At 63.2% G+C, this 15,086-nt stretch carries 10 protein-coding genes; 2 read left to right on the top strand and 8 right to left on the bottom strand.

Annotated features, from left to right (window positions below):
- Positions 1-2 precede the first annotated feature (2 nt).
- The 4 genes from H2LOC_RS18305 to H2LOC_RS18290 all read right to left on the bottom strand — a co-directional run bounded on the left by H2LOC_RS18305 (position 3) and on the right by H2LOC_RS18290 (position 5,667).
- Positions 3-953 (bottom strand): glucokinase, encoded by a 951-nt coding sequence (locus H2LOC_RS18305; RefSeq protein ID WP_136497285.1) that lies wholly within the window; start codon positions 951-953, stop codon positions 3-5.
- A gap of 175 nt (positions 954-1,128) precedes the next feature.
- Positions 1,129-2,586, bottom strand: a complete 1,458-nt coding sequence (locus H2LOC_RS18300) for a glycoside hydrolase family 15 protein (protein WP_202620496.1) — start codon at positions 2,584-2,586, stop codon at positions 1,129-1,131.
- A 5-nt stretch (positions 2,587-2,591) separates the two neighbouring features.
- Positions 2,592-3,869 (bottom strand): glucoamylase family protein, encoded by a 1,278-nt coding sequence (locus H2LOC_RS18295; protein ID WP_136497286.1) that lies wholly within the window; start codon positions 3,867-3,869, stop codon positions 2,592-2,594.
- A 70-nt stretch (positions 3,870-3,939) separates the two neighbouring features.
- Positions 3,940-5,667, bottom strand: a complete 1,728-nt coding sequence (locus H2LOC_RS18290) for an ABC transporter ATP-binding protein/permease (protein WP_136497287.1) — start codon at positions 5,665-5,667, stop codon at positions 3,940-3,942.
- Positions 5,668-5,810: 143 nt separating this feature from the next.
- On the opposite strand from H2LOC_RS18290, the gene H2LOC_RS18285 reads away from it, so the two are divergent.
- On the top strand, positions 5,811-7,946 hold the full coding sequence (locus H2LOC_RS18285) for a glycoside hydrolase family 3 N-terminal domain-containing protein (protein ID WP_154331718.1): 2,136 nt from the start codon (positions 5,811-5,813) through the stop codon (positions 7,944-7,946).
- A gap of 2 nt (positions 7,947-7,948) precedes the next feature.
- Here the strand turns inward: H2LOC_RS18285 and H2LOC_RS18280 are convergent, their stop codons facing one another.
- Together H2LOC_RS18280 and H2LOC_RS18275 are read right to left on the bottom strand one after the other, a co-directional pair.
- Positions 7,949-8,170: a ChaB family protein gene (locus tag H2LOC_RS18280; RefSeq protein ID WP_136497288.1), complete on the bottom strand. Its 222-nt coding sequence runs from the start codon at positions 8,168-8,170 to the stop codon at positions 7,949-7,951.
- A gap of 23 nt (positions 8,171-8,193) precedes the next feature.
- A complete protein-coding gene (locus tag H2LOC_RS18275) occupies positions 8,194-9,279 on the bottom strand; it encodes an alpha/beta fold hydrolase (protein ID WP_154331717.1) in 1,086 nt (361 codons plus the stop codon).
- 220 nt (positions 9,280-9,499) lie between these two features.
- Between H2LOC_RS18275 and H2LOC_RS18270 the strand changes: the two genes are divergently transcribed.
- A complete protein-coding gene (locus H2LOC_RS18270; RefSeq protein ID WP_136497291.1) occupies positions 9,500-11,365 on the top strand; it encodes a PHA/PHB synthase family protein in 1,866 nt (621 codons plus the stop codon).
- 151 nt (positions 11,366-11,516) lie between these two features.
- Here the strand turns inward: H2LOC_RS18270 and ppsA are convergent, their stop codons facing one another.
- A complete protein-coding gene (gene ppsA / locus H2LOC_RS18265; protein WP_136497292.1) occupies positions 11,517-13,976 on the bottom strand; it encodes a phosphoenolpyruvate synthase in 2,460 nt (819 codons plus the stop codon).
- A gap of 240 nt (positions 13,977-14,216) precedes the next feature.
- Complete coding sequence (locus H2LOC_RS18260; RefSeq protein WP_136497293.1) at positions 14,217-14,735, bottom strand: Hsp20/alpha crystallin family protein; 519 nt, start codon at positions 14,733-14,735, stop codon at positions 14,217-14,219.
- Positions 14,736-15,086 lie beyond the last annotated feature (351 nt).

Here is a 15,086-nt window from a genome sequence, read left to right as displayed (position 1 = left end):
GCTCAACCCAGCAGCGCGCCGGCGCCGAGCAGCGCCAGCGCGGGATGGGTGACGACATAAGTCGGGATATTCTTCAGATAGGCTTCAAAGCGCCCTTTGCTCTCGAAGCGCCGCCGGAATTGCGAGCGCTCGAAATAATCCCCGAGCCTCGGCACGATGCCGCCGGCGATATAGACGCCGCCGCGCGCGCCCAGCGTCAAAGCGAGATTGCCGGCCACGGTCCCGAGCATGGCGCAGAACATCGCCAGCGCCTCGCCGGCGCGGGCGTCCTTCTGCAAAATCGACGGGTCGCTGATCTGCTCCGGGATATAATCGTGCGCGACCGCGCCCGCGGCCTCGCAAAGCGCGGAATAAATATTGACGAGGCCCGGACCGGAAAGAACGCGCTCCGCCGAAACATGCCCGTAGCGGCGGCGCAGGATCTCGATCACGAGGCTTTCCCTCTCGTCGGCGGGAGACATGGTGACATGCCCGCCTTCGCCTTCCACCGGCGTCAGGCCCGCGGGCGACGGGGCCAGCGCGCTGACGCCGAGACCGCTGCCGGGGCCGATCACGCCGATGCTCGCGCCGGGAACCGGGACTCCCTCGCCGATCTGCGCGCGGCTTTCCTCCGTCAGATGCGGTATTGCGAGCGCATTGGCGACGAAATCGTTGACCACTCTGAGACGATCGAAGCCGAGCGACTGCGCGAGCGCTTGAATCGAGAAAGACCAGGGGTGGTTCGTCATCGTCACCTGATCCCCGATCACCGGACCGGCGACGGCGAGGGCCGCCTGGCGCGGGCGAGCCTCGCCGGCATGGGCGAGATAGACCTCGATCGCCTGGGCCATGGAGGCATGGTCGTCGACCAGACAGCGCCACGGACAGGAGATGCGGCCGTCCGGCTCGATCAGCGCAAAGCGCGCATTGGTGCCGCCGATGTCTGCGACCAACCCTGTCCCGAGACTGCCCATGGCTTTACTTTCTGGAGCGTTTCCAGCCGAAGTGGACGCCGGTTCGGCGTGGGAGACGCGTAAAGACAAAAAATTAGAGCGCTTTCCTGTTCGATGAAACATGAAAGTCTCTAGATCCCATTGTTTCATCGTGTTTTCTTCACGCGAACCGGTATCCACTTCGCTCGAAAACACTCTAAAGGCGGCGCGCCGCCGCCCTGGCGGCGCAAGCCGTGATGAAACACGCATAGCTCCAGGCGAGGTTTTTCGCCGAGGTCTGCGTTCCATCCTGCTGGCTGAACTGCTCGGACAATTCCCCGCTCTGCGGAACATATTTCCGCACCGTGGCCATATAGGCGTCGCCGCGATCGAGCATCGCCGTAAAGAGCCGCTCCCGCAGCTCCTCGCCGATAAAGTCCCCGGCGAGCGCTTGCTCGGGCTCGCGCAACAGCGCCGAGAGCGCGGCGCGGTTGTCCGCCGAAACGGGAATGGCCAAGCCCTTCGCGACCGCTTCGGCGAAACGATAATAGAACTCGGCCGCGCCCAGAGTGGAAAAATAATAGGCCCCGCCGCTGTAATAGACGTCGCCCGAATATCTGCCGAGGGCGGGGGCGCAATCGGCGCCGCGGCCGTGATTGATCGGATATTCGGCGTCGAACATTTCTTCGATGCGCGCGAGTGTATTCAACTGAACGGGATCGAGAACGCTGTGCGGCCCCTCGGCGCGGCGGGCGTGCACGGCGGCGAGCGGCGTCGCGATGTCGAGCCGGCGCGGCGGCGCGGCCAAGGGCGTTACGGCGGCGCCCGGAACGCGGCTGAGATAGACGCCTTCGGCGGCGTAATGATCTGCGAGACAGCCGAGCAATTCTTGCGCGGCCTCCTTGCATTTTTGCGCGCGCGTCGCATCGCCGCGTTTGGCGAGCCAGACCGCGCCGTCAGTGAGCGCGGCATATTGCACGGCGCGGGTGTAATAGTGATGCCCCGAGACTTCCTCCCAGAGATCGAAACAGGGCTCGCGCCAATGCGCCAGCGTGTAATCGAGATCGTAATCGATCAGCGCACGAACGCGATCTTCGCGGGCCGGCTCGCAGAAGACGGGAAGAGCCGTAAAGCGCATGATCGTCAGAGCGCGCAGCGCCGGTCCGTCGTTCTGCGGCCTCGACCACTTTATGAGATCGAAGCTTCCGTCCGCATTGTAGCGCACCTCGCCGAGCGCGCGGTCGCCGACGACCTGGGCAAGCTCTTCATCGGAACGAAGCCACTTCAGCGCTTCCGGCGCGGCCCTCGCCCGAAAATCCCCTCGCTGTAGAAACTCCGGGCCGTTCAGCCGGCAAAGCCCGAGCGAGAAATCGACGAAATCGTCGAGATGCCCTGCAGCCTCCGGCCCGAGGGCTTTTTCTTCGATCAGCGTCCGCAGGGCGTCGACGACGATGGCCGAATCGCGCAGCCAATGAAAAAAGTAATCCGGGTTCGGATCATAGGAGGCGGTTTCGGGAGAGGCCAGAACCGAGCCTCGCACCGGCCTTATCGTCTGCCCGAAACTAGGACGCTCTTTCACCAGCGCGGTCGCGGAGACGGCGCGCAGCATGCCCGCGGCCGAGACCGCATATTGCCGGGCCATCCATGTCTCCAGCTGATCCCGATCCTCGCTCATGAGCCTCACGCCGTCTCCCCTGCCCCGCTGCGCAAATGCGGACTTTCGAACCCCAGCCTGCGCAGGCCGCGCCGCACGTCGGGGTCGGCCATGAACAGCGCCCACAACAGCCCGGAGCGGTAGTTTTCCACCATCGCCACGATCGGCCCCTGGTCGATGCCGAGATGCGCATCGGAGATCCAGCCGGTGCTTTCCTGGAAGGCGTCGACGAAGCCGAACCGGCCCCAAAGCCTGCCTCCCAGGCGATGATGAAAACCGCGCAGGGCCGCCATGGCGGCCTCGGGGGCGTAGGGAAAGCTCGAGAGCGCGGCGGTCGGCGCAATCACGCCATCGTCTTCCTGCGGAGAATGCTCGCGGTAGCCCTGAGGATCGTCGCTGGAGGTGAGGCCCCAGCAATCGACTCCATATCCCGCATGGCCGCCCGGGTTGCGCCTGCAATGTTCGATCTGGATTTGCACATGGGCGCAGTTCTGACGCCAGTAGTCTGCGTATCTATCCTTCAAACCGCGGGGGTCGAGCCCGCAGAAGGAATAATGGGCGAAGAAAAGCGGCCCGCCCAACGCGGGCCCGAGCGGAAGCTCGACGCCATAATAGCTATGGCCGTTGAGAAATCCCCGGCTCTGGGCCCATCCCTCGTGATAGCACATCGGATCGACGCCGAAGCGGGGCGCGCCGGCGGCGAGCGCATAGGTCAGCAGACATTCGTTCCAGCCCCTGATTTCATGCCCGAGGCTGAAGCCGTTGTTGGGGCTCCAATGCCAGGTGAGCGCACGGGCGCCCTCGCGCAGATGCCAGCTCCATTCGATATCTTCCCAAAGCGCCGTGATGCGCTCCCGCAGTCTTGTCTCGGGAAGCGCAACCGCGTCGAAATAGCGCCGCGCGCACAACAGGCCCTGGCACAGCAGGGAAGTCTCGACGAGGTCGCCGCCGTCGTCCTTGCGGCTGAAGGGAATGGTTGCTGCGCTGCGCCCGTTTATGAAATGGGCGAAGACGCCGTGATAGCTGGTTGCGCGCTCGAGGCCGTCCAGCATCAAGCTCAGGCGCTCGACCGCTTCCTCGCGCTTCACCCAGTTGCGCGCCGCAGCGACGACGATCGCCATGAAGCCGAAGCCGGTGGCGCCGATGGCTACGATGTCGTTCTCGGGCTGCTTTGCGACGCCGATGCGATCGCGGGAGAGGCCATAAGACGGATGTGCGCCGTCCCAGAAATAACGAAAGCTTTCCCTTTGCGCCAAATCGATCAGCGCTTCGTCGCTATAATGCGTCCTTCGTCTGGCGCTCACGGTTCAACTTTCGAGTCTCTGTGCGTCGCACGCGCTCCTCGCGGTGACTGCGAAGCAGTTGCGGCAGGCGCTACGCCGCCTCTTCCTTCAGACATTCTCCTTCGCGGTCGAGGTTCAAATGGACGACGCGATCGAAACAATCTGGCTCGGCCTGAGGGCCGTCTATGCACAGCAGGGCGGCGCTTTTGAGCTCTTTGGAAAATATCTGGAACAGGGTCTTGCGCAGGTCTGCGGCCAGCGCGCCGACAGCCCCGTCGATCACCACGCAATGGGGCTTATGGAGAAGCAGCCGGGCGAATGCGACGCCCTGCTGCTCGCGCTCGGTCAATTCCCGGTCCCAACGGGCCCGTCGGTCCAGAACCTTCGAAAGATAGGCGAACCCCAACCGCGTCAGCGCGAAGACGTAGTCCTCCTCGGCGAAATCTTCTGCGCGCAGCGGATAGGCGAGCACGTCCCGCAACGGGCCGTCGGGGATGAAGGGACGCTTGGGCATGAACATGACGCCGCCGACCGGCGTAATTACTGCGCCTTCGCCCCAAGGCCAAAGGCCCGCGAGCGCGCGAAACAGACAGGTTTTTCCAGAGGCGGGCGGACCTACCGCCAGGACATGCTCGCCCGGCGCGATCTCGATGCGATCCTGGTCGAGGACGCTGCATCCCGCCGGCGACAAAATGCGCAGGCGATCGAGGACCAGCCGATCTCCTTTTTCACAAATTTCTATTCTGCTCGTCTCTTCGCCGACGCTGTCCATTTGCAGCAAGGCCTGCCGGAAGCCGATGACGCGGTGCAGAGTGGCGCTCCAATCGGCGATCGCGCCCGCATTGTCCACGAACCATCTCAGCGACTGCTGCACCTGAGTGAAAGCGCCGGCGCTCATCAGCAGCCCGCCCAGCGTCAGCCCGCCGCTGAAATAGGCGGGCGCGGCGACGATGATCGGCGCGACGATGGTGAACCACCCGTAGCCGGCCGTCACCCATGTCAGATTGGTGATCGCGCTCACGAGTCGGCGAAGGATCTCGAGCACGCGATCGAGTTCGTGATCGAGCCGGGTTTTCTCTTCTTTCTCGCCGCGATAGGCCGCGATTCCCTCGGCATGTTCGTTGACATGGACCAAAGCGAAGCGAAGATCGGATTCGCGCGCATAATGTTCGGCGTTGAGAGGAATCAGCGGCCGACCGACCTTCCAGCTCGCGAGAGAAGCCGCGCCGGCGTAAAACAGCGCGCACCACACCATATAGCCCGGAACGACATAGCTCTCGCCCGAGATCAAAAATACCACGCCGGACGACAGCGCCCACAGCACGCCTATGAAGCTGAACAGCAACAATGTGGCCTGGAGAAGCCCGACGCCGAGATCGGTGGTCAGATCGGAGAGGTGGCGCACGTCTTCGTGAATGCGCTGGTCGGGATTGACGCCGATCTCGCCGGCGCCGGCGATCATGAAGGCGCGCCGCGGGGCCAGCCACTGGTCGAACAGATCGCGCGTCAAAGCCTCGCGAAGCCGCATGCGCAGCATCTGGTTGAACCATGTCTGCGCGACGTTCAGCGCCAGAAGAACGCCGCCGAGAACGACGAAGACTTGGAGCTGGCCGACGAAGCCCAAAAAGTCCCGGTTCGACAGCGCGTCATAGAAGGGCTTGTTCCAGGCGTTCAGCCGGATCTGGCCATAGGCGGTGGCCGAGATCACGACAAGCAGAGCGATGCACAGCCAGAACAGAATCGAACGCTGGGGAGACATGCGCAAGAGACGCAGCATGACTCGCGTTTCCTGGGCGAGAGAGAGTTTACGCCGCGTCATATTCTCCCTGTCCGCAATTGGGTGCGAAAGCGAGTGCCGCCGCGCGCATGATGCGCTTAATATGCAGGCGCTGGCAACAGCGGATTCGCCCGTGCGCGGCGTTTTCAATGCGCGCGTTCGCCGCGGGCCGTGAGAGGCGCGAAATGACGACGACGATCGAACGTCTTCTTTCCGAAATGACCCTCGACGAGAAAATCGGACAGCTCAATCTGGTCACCGCGGGGCAGGCCGTCACCGGCCCCATCGGCAATGGCGACATATCCGAAAACATCCGCGCCGGTTTCGTCGGCGGCGTCCTCAATATCTGGGGAAGGGATGAAATCCGCGCCGCCCAGCGGCTGGCGACGGAAGAAACGCGCCTCGGAATCCCGCTGTTCTTCGGGCTCGACGTGCTGCACGGCTATAAGACCATTTTCCCGATTCCCCTCGCCGAAGCCGGCCTGTTCGATCCGCTGGCGTGGGAGCGCTCCGCCCGCGTCGCAGCCGCTGAGGCCGCAGCCGACGGCCTCGATCTCACCTTCGCCCCGATGCTCGACGTCGCGCGCGATCCGCGCTGGGGCCGTATCGCCGAAGGGCCCGGGGAAGACCCGCTCGTCGCTTCCGTCTTCGCCAAAGCCAAGGTGCGCGGCTTTCAGGGCGCGAGACTTTCGGGCCGCAGCGCGGTCGCGGCGACGGCAAAGCATTTCTGCGCCGGCGGGGCGGCGCTGGGCGGACGCGAATATGCGCCGGTCGACATATCCGAACGGACCTTGGAGGAAGTCTATCTGCCGCCCTTCCTGGCCGCGGTCGAGGCGGGCTGCGCCGCGATCATGCCGGCGTTCAACAGTCTCAACGGCGTGCCCATGTCCATGCATCGGGACCTGCTGACGGGGCGCCTGCGCGAGGAACACGGATTCTCGGGCCTCTTCATCAGCGACTACACCGCAATCGCCGAACTCGTCGAACATGGCGTCGCGGCCAGCCTGGTCGAGGCGGCGGCGCTGGCGCTGAGGGCGGGCGTGGACGTCGACATGGTGAGCGGGGTCTATGTCGGCGGCCTGAAACAAGCGCTCGAGCGCGGCCTGGTCGATTTGGGCGACATCGACGGGGCGGTCCGGCGCGTGCTGAAGCTCAAAAACGATCTCGGACTTTTCGACGATCCTTACCGCCGCCTCGGAGCGACGGAAATAGCGCAGCATGAGACGAACGCGCTTGCGCTCGACATCGCGCGGCGCGCGGTCACGCTGCTGACCAACAAGGGCGTCCTGCCGCTCTCCCCAAAACTCCGCCGCCTCGCCGTCATCGGCCCGCTGGCCGACGCCCGCGGAGAGATGCTCGGGCCGTGGTCGGCGGCGGGCGCGCCGGAAAATTGCGTCACGATATTGGAAGGCTTGAGGAACGCCCTTCCCGACGCGGAAATATCCTTTCATCCCGGCTGTGGGATAAACGACGACGACCGAAGCGGCTTCGAACAGGCCAAAGCGATATGCGCGGCGTCGGAGGCGGTTGTGCTCTGCCTCGGCGAAGCCGCCGGCATGAGCGGCGAGGCGGCGAGTCGCGCCAGACTGACGCTTCCAGGCGTCCAGCGCCAATTGGCGGAGGAAGCGCTTTCCACCGGGGTTCCGACCGTCGCCGTCTTATGCTCGGGCCGCCCCCTCATCATCGGCGAGCTTGCGGAAAAGGCCGGCGCTACGTTGGCCGCCTGGTTCTTAGGGAGCCAGGCGGGCGCCGCCGTCGCGCAGGTCCTGACGGGGCGCTTCAACCCCACCGGCAGGCTTGCGCTCGCCTGGCCCCGCGAGACCGGCCAGATCCCGGTGTTTCACGCCCAGCGTTCTTCGGGCAGGCCGTTCAACGCGACAAATCCTTTCACGAGCAAATATATCGACCTGTCGCCGGAACCATTGTTCGCCTTCGGCCACGGCCTATCCTATTCCCAGGCGAGGCTCGGCAATTTGCGCGTGAGCCCGAGCGCGTTCAGCTTCGCGGAGGCCGGCGAGATCATGGTGGAAGCCGAGGCCGTCAACGAGGCGGGCGCATTGGTCGAGGAAACTGTCTTTCTCTTCATCCACGACATTGCGGCGAGCGTGGCGCAGCCGCAAATGGCGCTCAAAGCCTGGGCCAAGGTCTCTCTTGCTCCCGGCGAGACGAAAACGGTGAAATTCAACCTCGCCAGGGAAAGCTTCACGCTGCTGGACCGGGACCTGAAGCCGCGCTTCGAGGCCGGTGAATTCGAAATCCTGGTGGGCCTCAGCGCCGACCGAAGCGCTTTGCTTTCGATCCGGACGCGGGCCTTCGAATAATCTCACGATGGCGGAAAACTGCGCCGGCGCCAGCCGTCCGGCGTTTTCTCATAGCTGCGCTTGACCGCGGCCCAGGCGATGCGATGCGCGGCTTCCTCCTGGCGCAACTCGCCGGAATGCGCCGCATAGGCGTGATTGAACGCCTCGCGGAAGATGTCCTGCGCATGATCGGGCAATATGCGCTGCAAATTTTCGGGCAGGTCGCAATTGCTGGCGTATGGCATTTACTGTCGACCCTTTCGCGGAGTTACTTCTGAAGCCATGCCGCAATCCTGGGCCATTCATTGGCGAGCGTGCGCTTTCCCATGATCAGCGCATGATGCCCGCAGGGCGCCAGCGCAGTCTCTATGTCGGATTTGCTCGCGCCCACCAGAGCAGCCGCCGAGAAGGCGGAAGCCGGCGGCGTGACGCAATCCTGCGCCCCCGCCAGCAGATAGATCGGAAGGCGAAGCCCCGCGAGGTCGATGAGCTTTCCGAGCGCAGGAAAACCTCCTTTAGCCAGGCGGTTTTCATGATAGAGCCAGGTGAAGACCTCGCGGTAGAACGGGCCTGGCAGGTCCAGCAATCTGCGATCCCAGCGGGCGAATGACTCCACGCTGCGGCGGTCTTCTTCGCGCTCCAGAGGAAGCGCTATTTCCAAAGCCTTTGCGGCCCGGGAGATATCGTCGCATTCTCCCGGCCATAGATTTCTGGTGTGCCTGCCGAGCACCAGGCCGTCGCCTTGCCTGATGAACTCGTCGATGAAGGCGTCGACGCCCTGCTTGACCGCCCTCGAAAATACGACGGAGTTCGAGTCCCTCGTGTCGACGGGAGCGCCGACCAACACGAGGCGTCGCACTTTCCAGGGAAAACGCGCCGCATAGACCAGCGACAGCCAGCCGCCCTGGCAAAGACCGATCAGATCGATCGGAGGCCCGATCTCGTCCACGGCGACGTTCAGCGAAGCCAGCTGCGTGTCGATCGTGTTCAGCTTCGTGTTCAAATCGGCGGAAAGCCACTCGACCAGAAAGAGTCTATCGCATCCTTGCGCAAGCAACGCCTCGATGAGGCTGTGCCCGGGCGCGATGTCGGCGAGGCCGGCGTCGTGCAAGGCGAAGGGGGCCACGATCAGGACATTGGAGGCGGCGCTTTCACCGCGGGAGAAATCACGCAGGCGAAGCGACGCCAGGTTGAAAACCTCCCGGTTCGGCGTCGTCCATTCCGGCGCCTCCAAGGCGCGGGCCGTCGCGGCGCCGGGTAATCCAGAGCGGTCCCCTCGGACCGGCTGGAGGGCGCGCAAATATAAATCGAAACCCGAAAACCAGGACTGAGTCCAGAAATCCCACGGATTCATGTCGGTTCGCGCCTGGTCCGCGCCTGCCTCGCTTCAGCACGCGCCTGGGGCATTTCCAAGTCGGATGACCGCCTGAGGGGCCGCAAAAAACTTATAGCGCGCCTCCGCGCGGTCGCCAAAGAAGAATATGCGCGACGCTGGAGGCGCAGAGGAAGCGGCTTCATCGCAATGCAATAAAGTGTGCTAATCTATCCGCAGCTTTCGGCAACGCGGCTTGTCCATGAACGACGCAAAAAGCTTAAGCACAGAGCGGCAGCCCGCTCTCCAGCAGACGGATCTGGGCCTCTCTTCCGCGCCGCAATCGGCAGCCCCAAGCCAGATCGCGCCTTCGGCTCCAGGCGGGCCTGTCGCGGGCGACGAGGCGCAAATCCTCCACAGGACAGATCAACCCGCCGACGTTTTGGACCGCGCCCTGCACGCCAGTCTCGCGCGCTTGACCGGCGGCCTCTCGCCCGCGGCCCTCGCGGGCGCCTATTGGGATTGGGCGGCGCATCTCGCCGCCTCTCCGGGAAAACAGCTTCAGCTCGCCGACAAGGCGATGCGCAAAGCCGCCCGCTTCGCCAAATACGCCGTGACCGAGGCCTGGCGCGGCCCGGACGCCGCCCCCTGCATCGAGCCTCTTCCGCAGGACAGGCGCTTTGCGCATGAAAGCTGGCGGCGATGGCCCTATAATCTCATTTACCAGGGCTTCCTCTTAAATCAGCAGCTCTGGCACAGCGCCGCGACGGATGTCGGCGGCGTCACCAAGCAACATGAGGACGTGGTCGATTTCGCCTCGCGGCAGCTGCTCGATGTGTTTTCGCCGACCAATTCCCTGCTCACCAACCCCGAGGCGCAAGAGCGCACGGTTCAGGAGGGCGGCGCCAATCTCCTGCGCGGGTTTTTCAATTTTCTGGAAGACTTCGAACGCTCCTCCAACGGTAGAAGGCCCGCCGGCGCCGAAGCCTATCAGCTTGGAAAAAATCTGGCGACGTCGCGTGGCGAGGTCATATTCCGCAATCGGCTGATCGAGCTCATCCAATATGCGCCGACGACGGACAAGGTTCGGCCCGAGCCCATGCTGATCGTCCCCGCCTGGATCATGAAATATTACATTCTCGATCTCTCCGCCCACAACTCCATGGTCAGATATCTGACCGACCAGGGCTTCACCGTATTCATCATTTCCTGGAAAAACCCCACTGAGAGCGACCGCGATCTCGGGATGGAGGACTATCGCAATCTCGGTTTCATGGCCGCGCTCGACGCGGTGACGAAAGCCGTGCCGCAGGCCAGGGTTCACGCGGTCGGCTATTGCCTCGGCGGCACCTTGCTGGCCATAGCCGCGGCGGCGATGGCGCGGGACGACGATCGCCGGTTGCAATCCCTCACCCTGCTTGCTGCGCAAACCGATTTTACCGAAGCCGGAGAGCTGACGCTCTTCATCAACGAAAGCCAGATCCACTTCCTGGAGGATCTGATGTGGGAGATGGGCTATCTCGACACCAGGCAAATGGCGGGCGCTTTCCAGCTGCTGAGATCCAACGATCTCATCTGGTCACATGTGAGAAAAGCCTATCTCCTCGGCGAACGCGACGAACTCAGCGACTTGATGGCCTGGAACGCCGACGCCACCCGCATGCCCTACAGGATGCACTCGGAATATCTACGGCGCCTGTTCCTCGACAACGATCTCGCCGAGGGTCGCCTGCATGCGGGCGGAAGAGCCGTCGCCCTCCACGACATCCGCGCGCCAATTTTCGCCGTGGGCGCGCTGCGCGACCATGTGGCGCCGTGGAAATCGACCTACAAGATCCATTTGCTCACCGAGGTCGAGGTCACTTATCTTCTCGCGACCGGCGGGCACAATGCTGGCATCGTGTCGGAGCCCGGCCACCGCCGCGCAGGCTTTCAGGTCCTGACCAAGAAAGCGCAGGATCATTATTCCGATCCCGACGAATGGCTCAAGCTCGCGCCGCACAAGGAGGGATCGTGGTGGCCTGAATGGGCGCGATGGCTCGGCGAGCGCTCGGGAGATTTCGTTGCGCCGCCGCCGATGGCGGAGTCGATCTGTCCTGCTCCGGGGACATATGTTTTGGAGCCGTGAAAAGCTCGACGCAGCAATCAGGTGGAAACGCCTGACGACGTCATCGCGAGGAGCGTAAGCTCCGCGGCGATCCAGAGGGACTGGTGCGGCTCTAGATCGCTTCGCTTCGCTCGCGATGACGTGAACCGGCCTGGCTGTATGATCTGCCGGCTTACTTCCCGGCGCCGCGCCCCAGAGACTTTTCCAGCTCCAGCACCTTTGTCGTCGTTCGTATCACCGTGTCCGGGTTGAGGCTGATCGAGTCTATCCCGAGGCGAACCAGGAACTCCGCCATCTCGGGATAGTCCGAAGGCGCCTGCCCGCATATGCCGGTGTGGCGGTTGTTGCGCTTTGCGCCCTCGATCGCGAGCCTGATCATTTTCTTCACGCCTTCGTCACGCTCGTCGAAATCGAAAGCGACGATTTCGGAGTCGCGATCGACGCCGAGCGTGAGCTGGGTGAGATCGTTGGAGCCGATCGAGAAGCCATCGAAATATCGGGAGAATTCGTCGATCAGCATGACGTTGTTCGGAATCTCGCACATCATATAGAGTTCGAGGCCGTTCTTGCCCCGCTCCAGCCCCAGGCTGCGCATGTGCTCGACCACCCTTTCGGCCTCCTCCACTCTTCGACAGAAGGGGATCATCAGGCGGATATTGTTAAAACCCATCTCCTCGCGCGCACGCTTCATGGCCGCGCACTCCAGCGCGAAACCCTCGGCATAGGCCGGATGGGCGTATCGCGAAGCGCCACGAAAACCGATCATCGGATTGGCTTCGCTGGTCTCGAAGGCGCGGCCGCCGAGCAGCGAGGCGTATTCATTGGTCTTGAAATCCGACATCCGGACGATGACCGGCTTGGGAAAGAAAGCTGCGGCGATCGTGGCGACGCCTTCGGACAGGCGCTCGATGAAGAAATCCGAAGGGCTCGCATGGTTGCGGGTCAGTCTGGCGATCTGCGCGCGCTCCTTCGGGTCTGCGATTTTCTCCGGGTGAATCAGGGCCATCGGATGGGCCTTGATGGATTCTGCTATGATGAACTCCATGCGCGCGAGGCCCACGCCGTCGTTGGGCAGCGCCGCGAGCGAAAAAGCGACATCGGGGTTGCCGACATTCATCATGATGTGGGTCTTCGGCCTCGGGAGGCTCGAAAGATTGGTCTTCTCGATGCGGAAGCTGATCTTGCCGTCATAGACCCCGCCGACGTCGCCTTCGGCGCAGCAAACCGAGATCGTCTGCCCCGTCCTTATCGCCCTCGTGGCGGAATCGGCCCCCACGATCGCCGGTATCCCGAGTTCCCGCGCCACAATGGCGGCGTGGCAGGTCCGCCCGCCCCGATTGGTCACGATGGCGGCCGCCGATTTCATGACCGTTCCCCAATCCGGCGAGGTCGAATCCGCGACCAGGATTTCCCCCGGCACAAACTGCGACAATTCGCTCAAATGCGCGATGACGCGGGCTTTGCCGGTTGCTAGGGAGGTTCCGACGGCGCGGCCCTCGACGATTTTGGCGCCGCGCTTCTCGATGATGTAATCCTCGACGACGTTGCGGTCACGGCGCGAGGCGACCGTTTCGGGTCGCGCCTGCACGATATAAAGCCGTCCATCGACGCCGTCTTTGGCCCATTCGATGTCCATGGGTCGGGCGACGCCCGCCTTCGCGCTGTAATGCGCCTCGATCTTTATCGCCTGCCCCGCCAAGGCGACGACTTCGGCGTCCGAGATGCAGAATCTTTCCGCTTCCTTGGCGTCGGTCGGCACATTGCGCGTCGTGGCGCGCCCGCTGTTCGAGAAGATCATTTTGATCTTCTTGGCGCCGAGCGAACGCTTCAGCACAGTGCCTTTTCCGATGCGGCAAGCGGGCTTGAATACGTAAAACTCGTCCGGGTCCACGGCGCCCTGAACGACATTTTCGCCGAGGCCGAGAGCGCCGGTGACGAATACGACGTCCTCGAAACCCGTCTCGGTGTCGATGGTGAAGATGACGCCCGAGGCCGCGAGATCCGATCGCACCATCTTCATGACGCCGACCGAGTTGAACACCTTGAAGTGATCGAAACCATTGTCGATTCGATAGCGGATCGCCCGATCGGTGAAAAGGCTGGCGAAGCAGCGCCGCACCGCCTCCAGAACGCCGACTTCGCCGCGTATGTTGAGATAGCTCTCGTGCTGGCCGGCGAAGCTCGCGCTGGGCAGATCCTCGGCGGTCGCCGAGGAGCGGATCGCGACCGTGAGGTCGGCTCCATATTCGGCGGTGAGGCGCGTCAGACCTTCGCGGATATCTTCCTTCAGATCGGAAGGCAGTTCCGCCGCATAGATGATTTCCCGCGCCCGCGCCGCCCTGCGCGCGAGGTCCACGACGTCGGAGACGTCGAGGTCTTCGAGCGCCTCCCGCAAGTCGGGCCATGCGTTCGCGCGATCGAGCGTATATCGATAGGCTTCCGCCGTAATGGCGAAGCCGTTCGGCACAAGGATGCCGGCGGCGGTCAATTCGCGATACATCTCGCCGAGAGAGGCGTTCTTGCCGCCGACCAAAGGCACGTCGCCGATGCCTATTTGCGAAAAAAACCGAACATAGGAAGAAGCTGGAGCGCGCTCCGCGTCGCCCCGCGCGCTCGATAATGCCGTGCTCATGGCCTCTCCCTGCGTCAAGCCCGACCCGCCCTGTCACGCCTGCCGCTCGTCTTCGAGCCCGTCGGCGCCGAAAGTCCCGACAAGCGGAAAGCGCGATGAGCCGAAGTCTATCGGAACAGCCCTTTGCGGCAAGCAATAAGTTTGTCGCAGCGCCCGCGCCGCCTTGAAGACAGCGCGAGCCGACGCGGACGCCGGAGCGCGGCGGACGCCCCGGCGGCAAGCGTCGACGCAGAGCGGCGGCTATTTCGCTTTGATGTCGATTTTCTTTTCGGCTTTCTGCGCTTCGTCCGTCTTCGGCAGCTTTACGGTCAGAACGCCCTTGTCGAACGCGGCCTCGATCTTGTCGGCGTCGACGCCTTCGGGAATTCTGAAAGCGCGCCGGAACGAGCCGTAGCGCCGCTCCGAGAAGTAATAGCCCTTCTCTTTTTCCTCCCGCTCGTCTTTTTTCTCCCCGCTTATGACGAGGCAGCCGTTGGCGAGTTTCACCTCGACGTTTTTCTCGTCGAGTCCCGGCAGTTCCGCGGTGATTGCGAATTCCTTGTCTTTTTCAACGACATCGACCGCAGGCATGGTCGACCCTTGCGCGAAGAAACGCTCGAAGGGCTCGAGCTCGGTCTTTCCGGCAGGAGTGAATTCGTTGAAAAGATTATTGATCTGCCGCCTCAAGGAGCCAAAGGGATGCCAGTCGAAAAAATCGGAATAGAGCGAGGGCGCTCCAGAACCCGACTTGACGGGCACGTTGCTTTCCTTATCCGCCATATTTCCCTCCAAAATCAAGACAGCCAGCCAGGCCTGCAGAGCCTGCTTCAAACTCTCCTTCCAGACGGCTGGCGCGTCCGCTCGCGCCGCTCTAAATCAATCTGCGGCGCATGGACTTAGATGGCGGGCGTCTTGCGCTTCTCAAGTGAGGCGCGAAGCCCCTTTGGGGGATGCGACCTCTTGTCCGCCGCAGTCCCGAACGGCGCAGCTGCGGCGATCCGACGAACGGTTGATTTCTGTCACATTAAACGTGATGATTCATTGTAGCTTCGCCGTCCTGTCGCGCGCCGGCGGGGCTTTTTGAGCCGGCGCGTTTCACTTTCGCTCCGATAGATTTCGGCTCTTTGGCAT

This window comes from Methylocystis heyeri (genome assembly GCF_004802635.2).
Lineage (GTDB): Bacteria > Pseudomonadota > Alphaproteobacteria > Rhizobiales > Beijerinckiaceae > Methylocystis > Methylocystis heyeri.
Note: the sequence above shows the minus strand (reverse complement) of the source record. Positions and strands in the feature narration are given on the sequence as shown.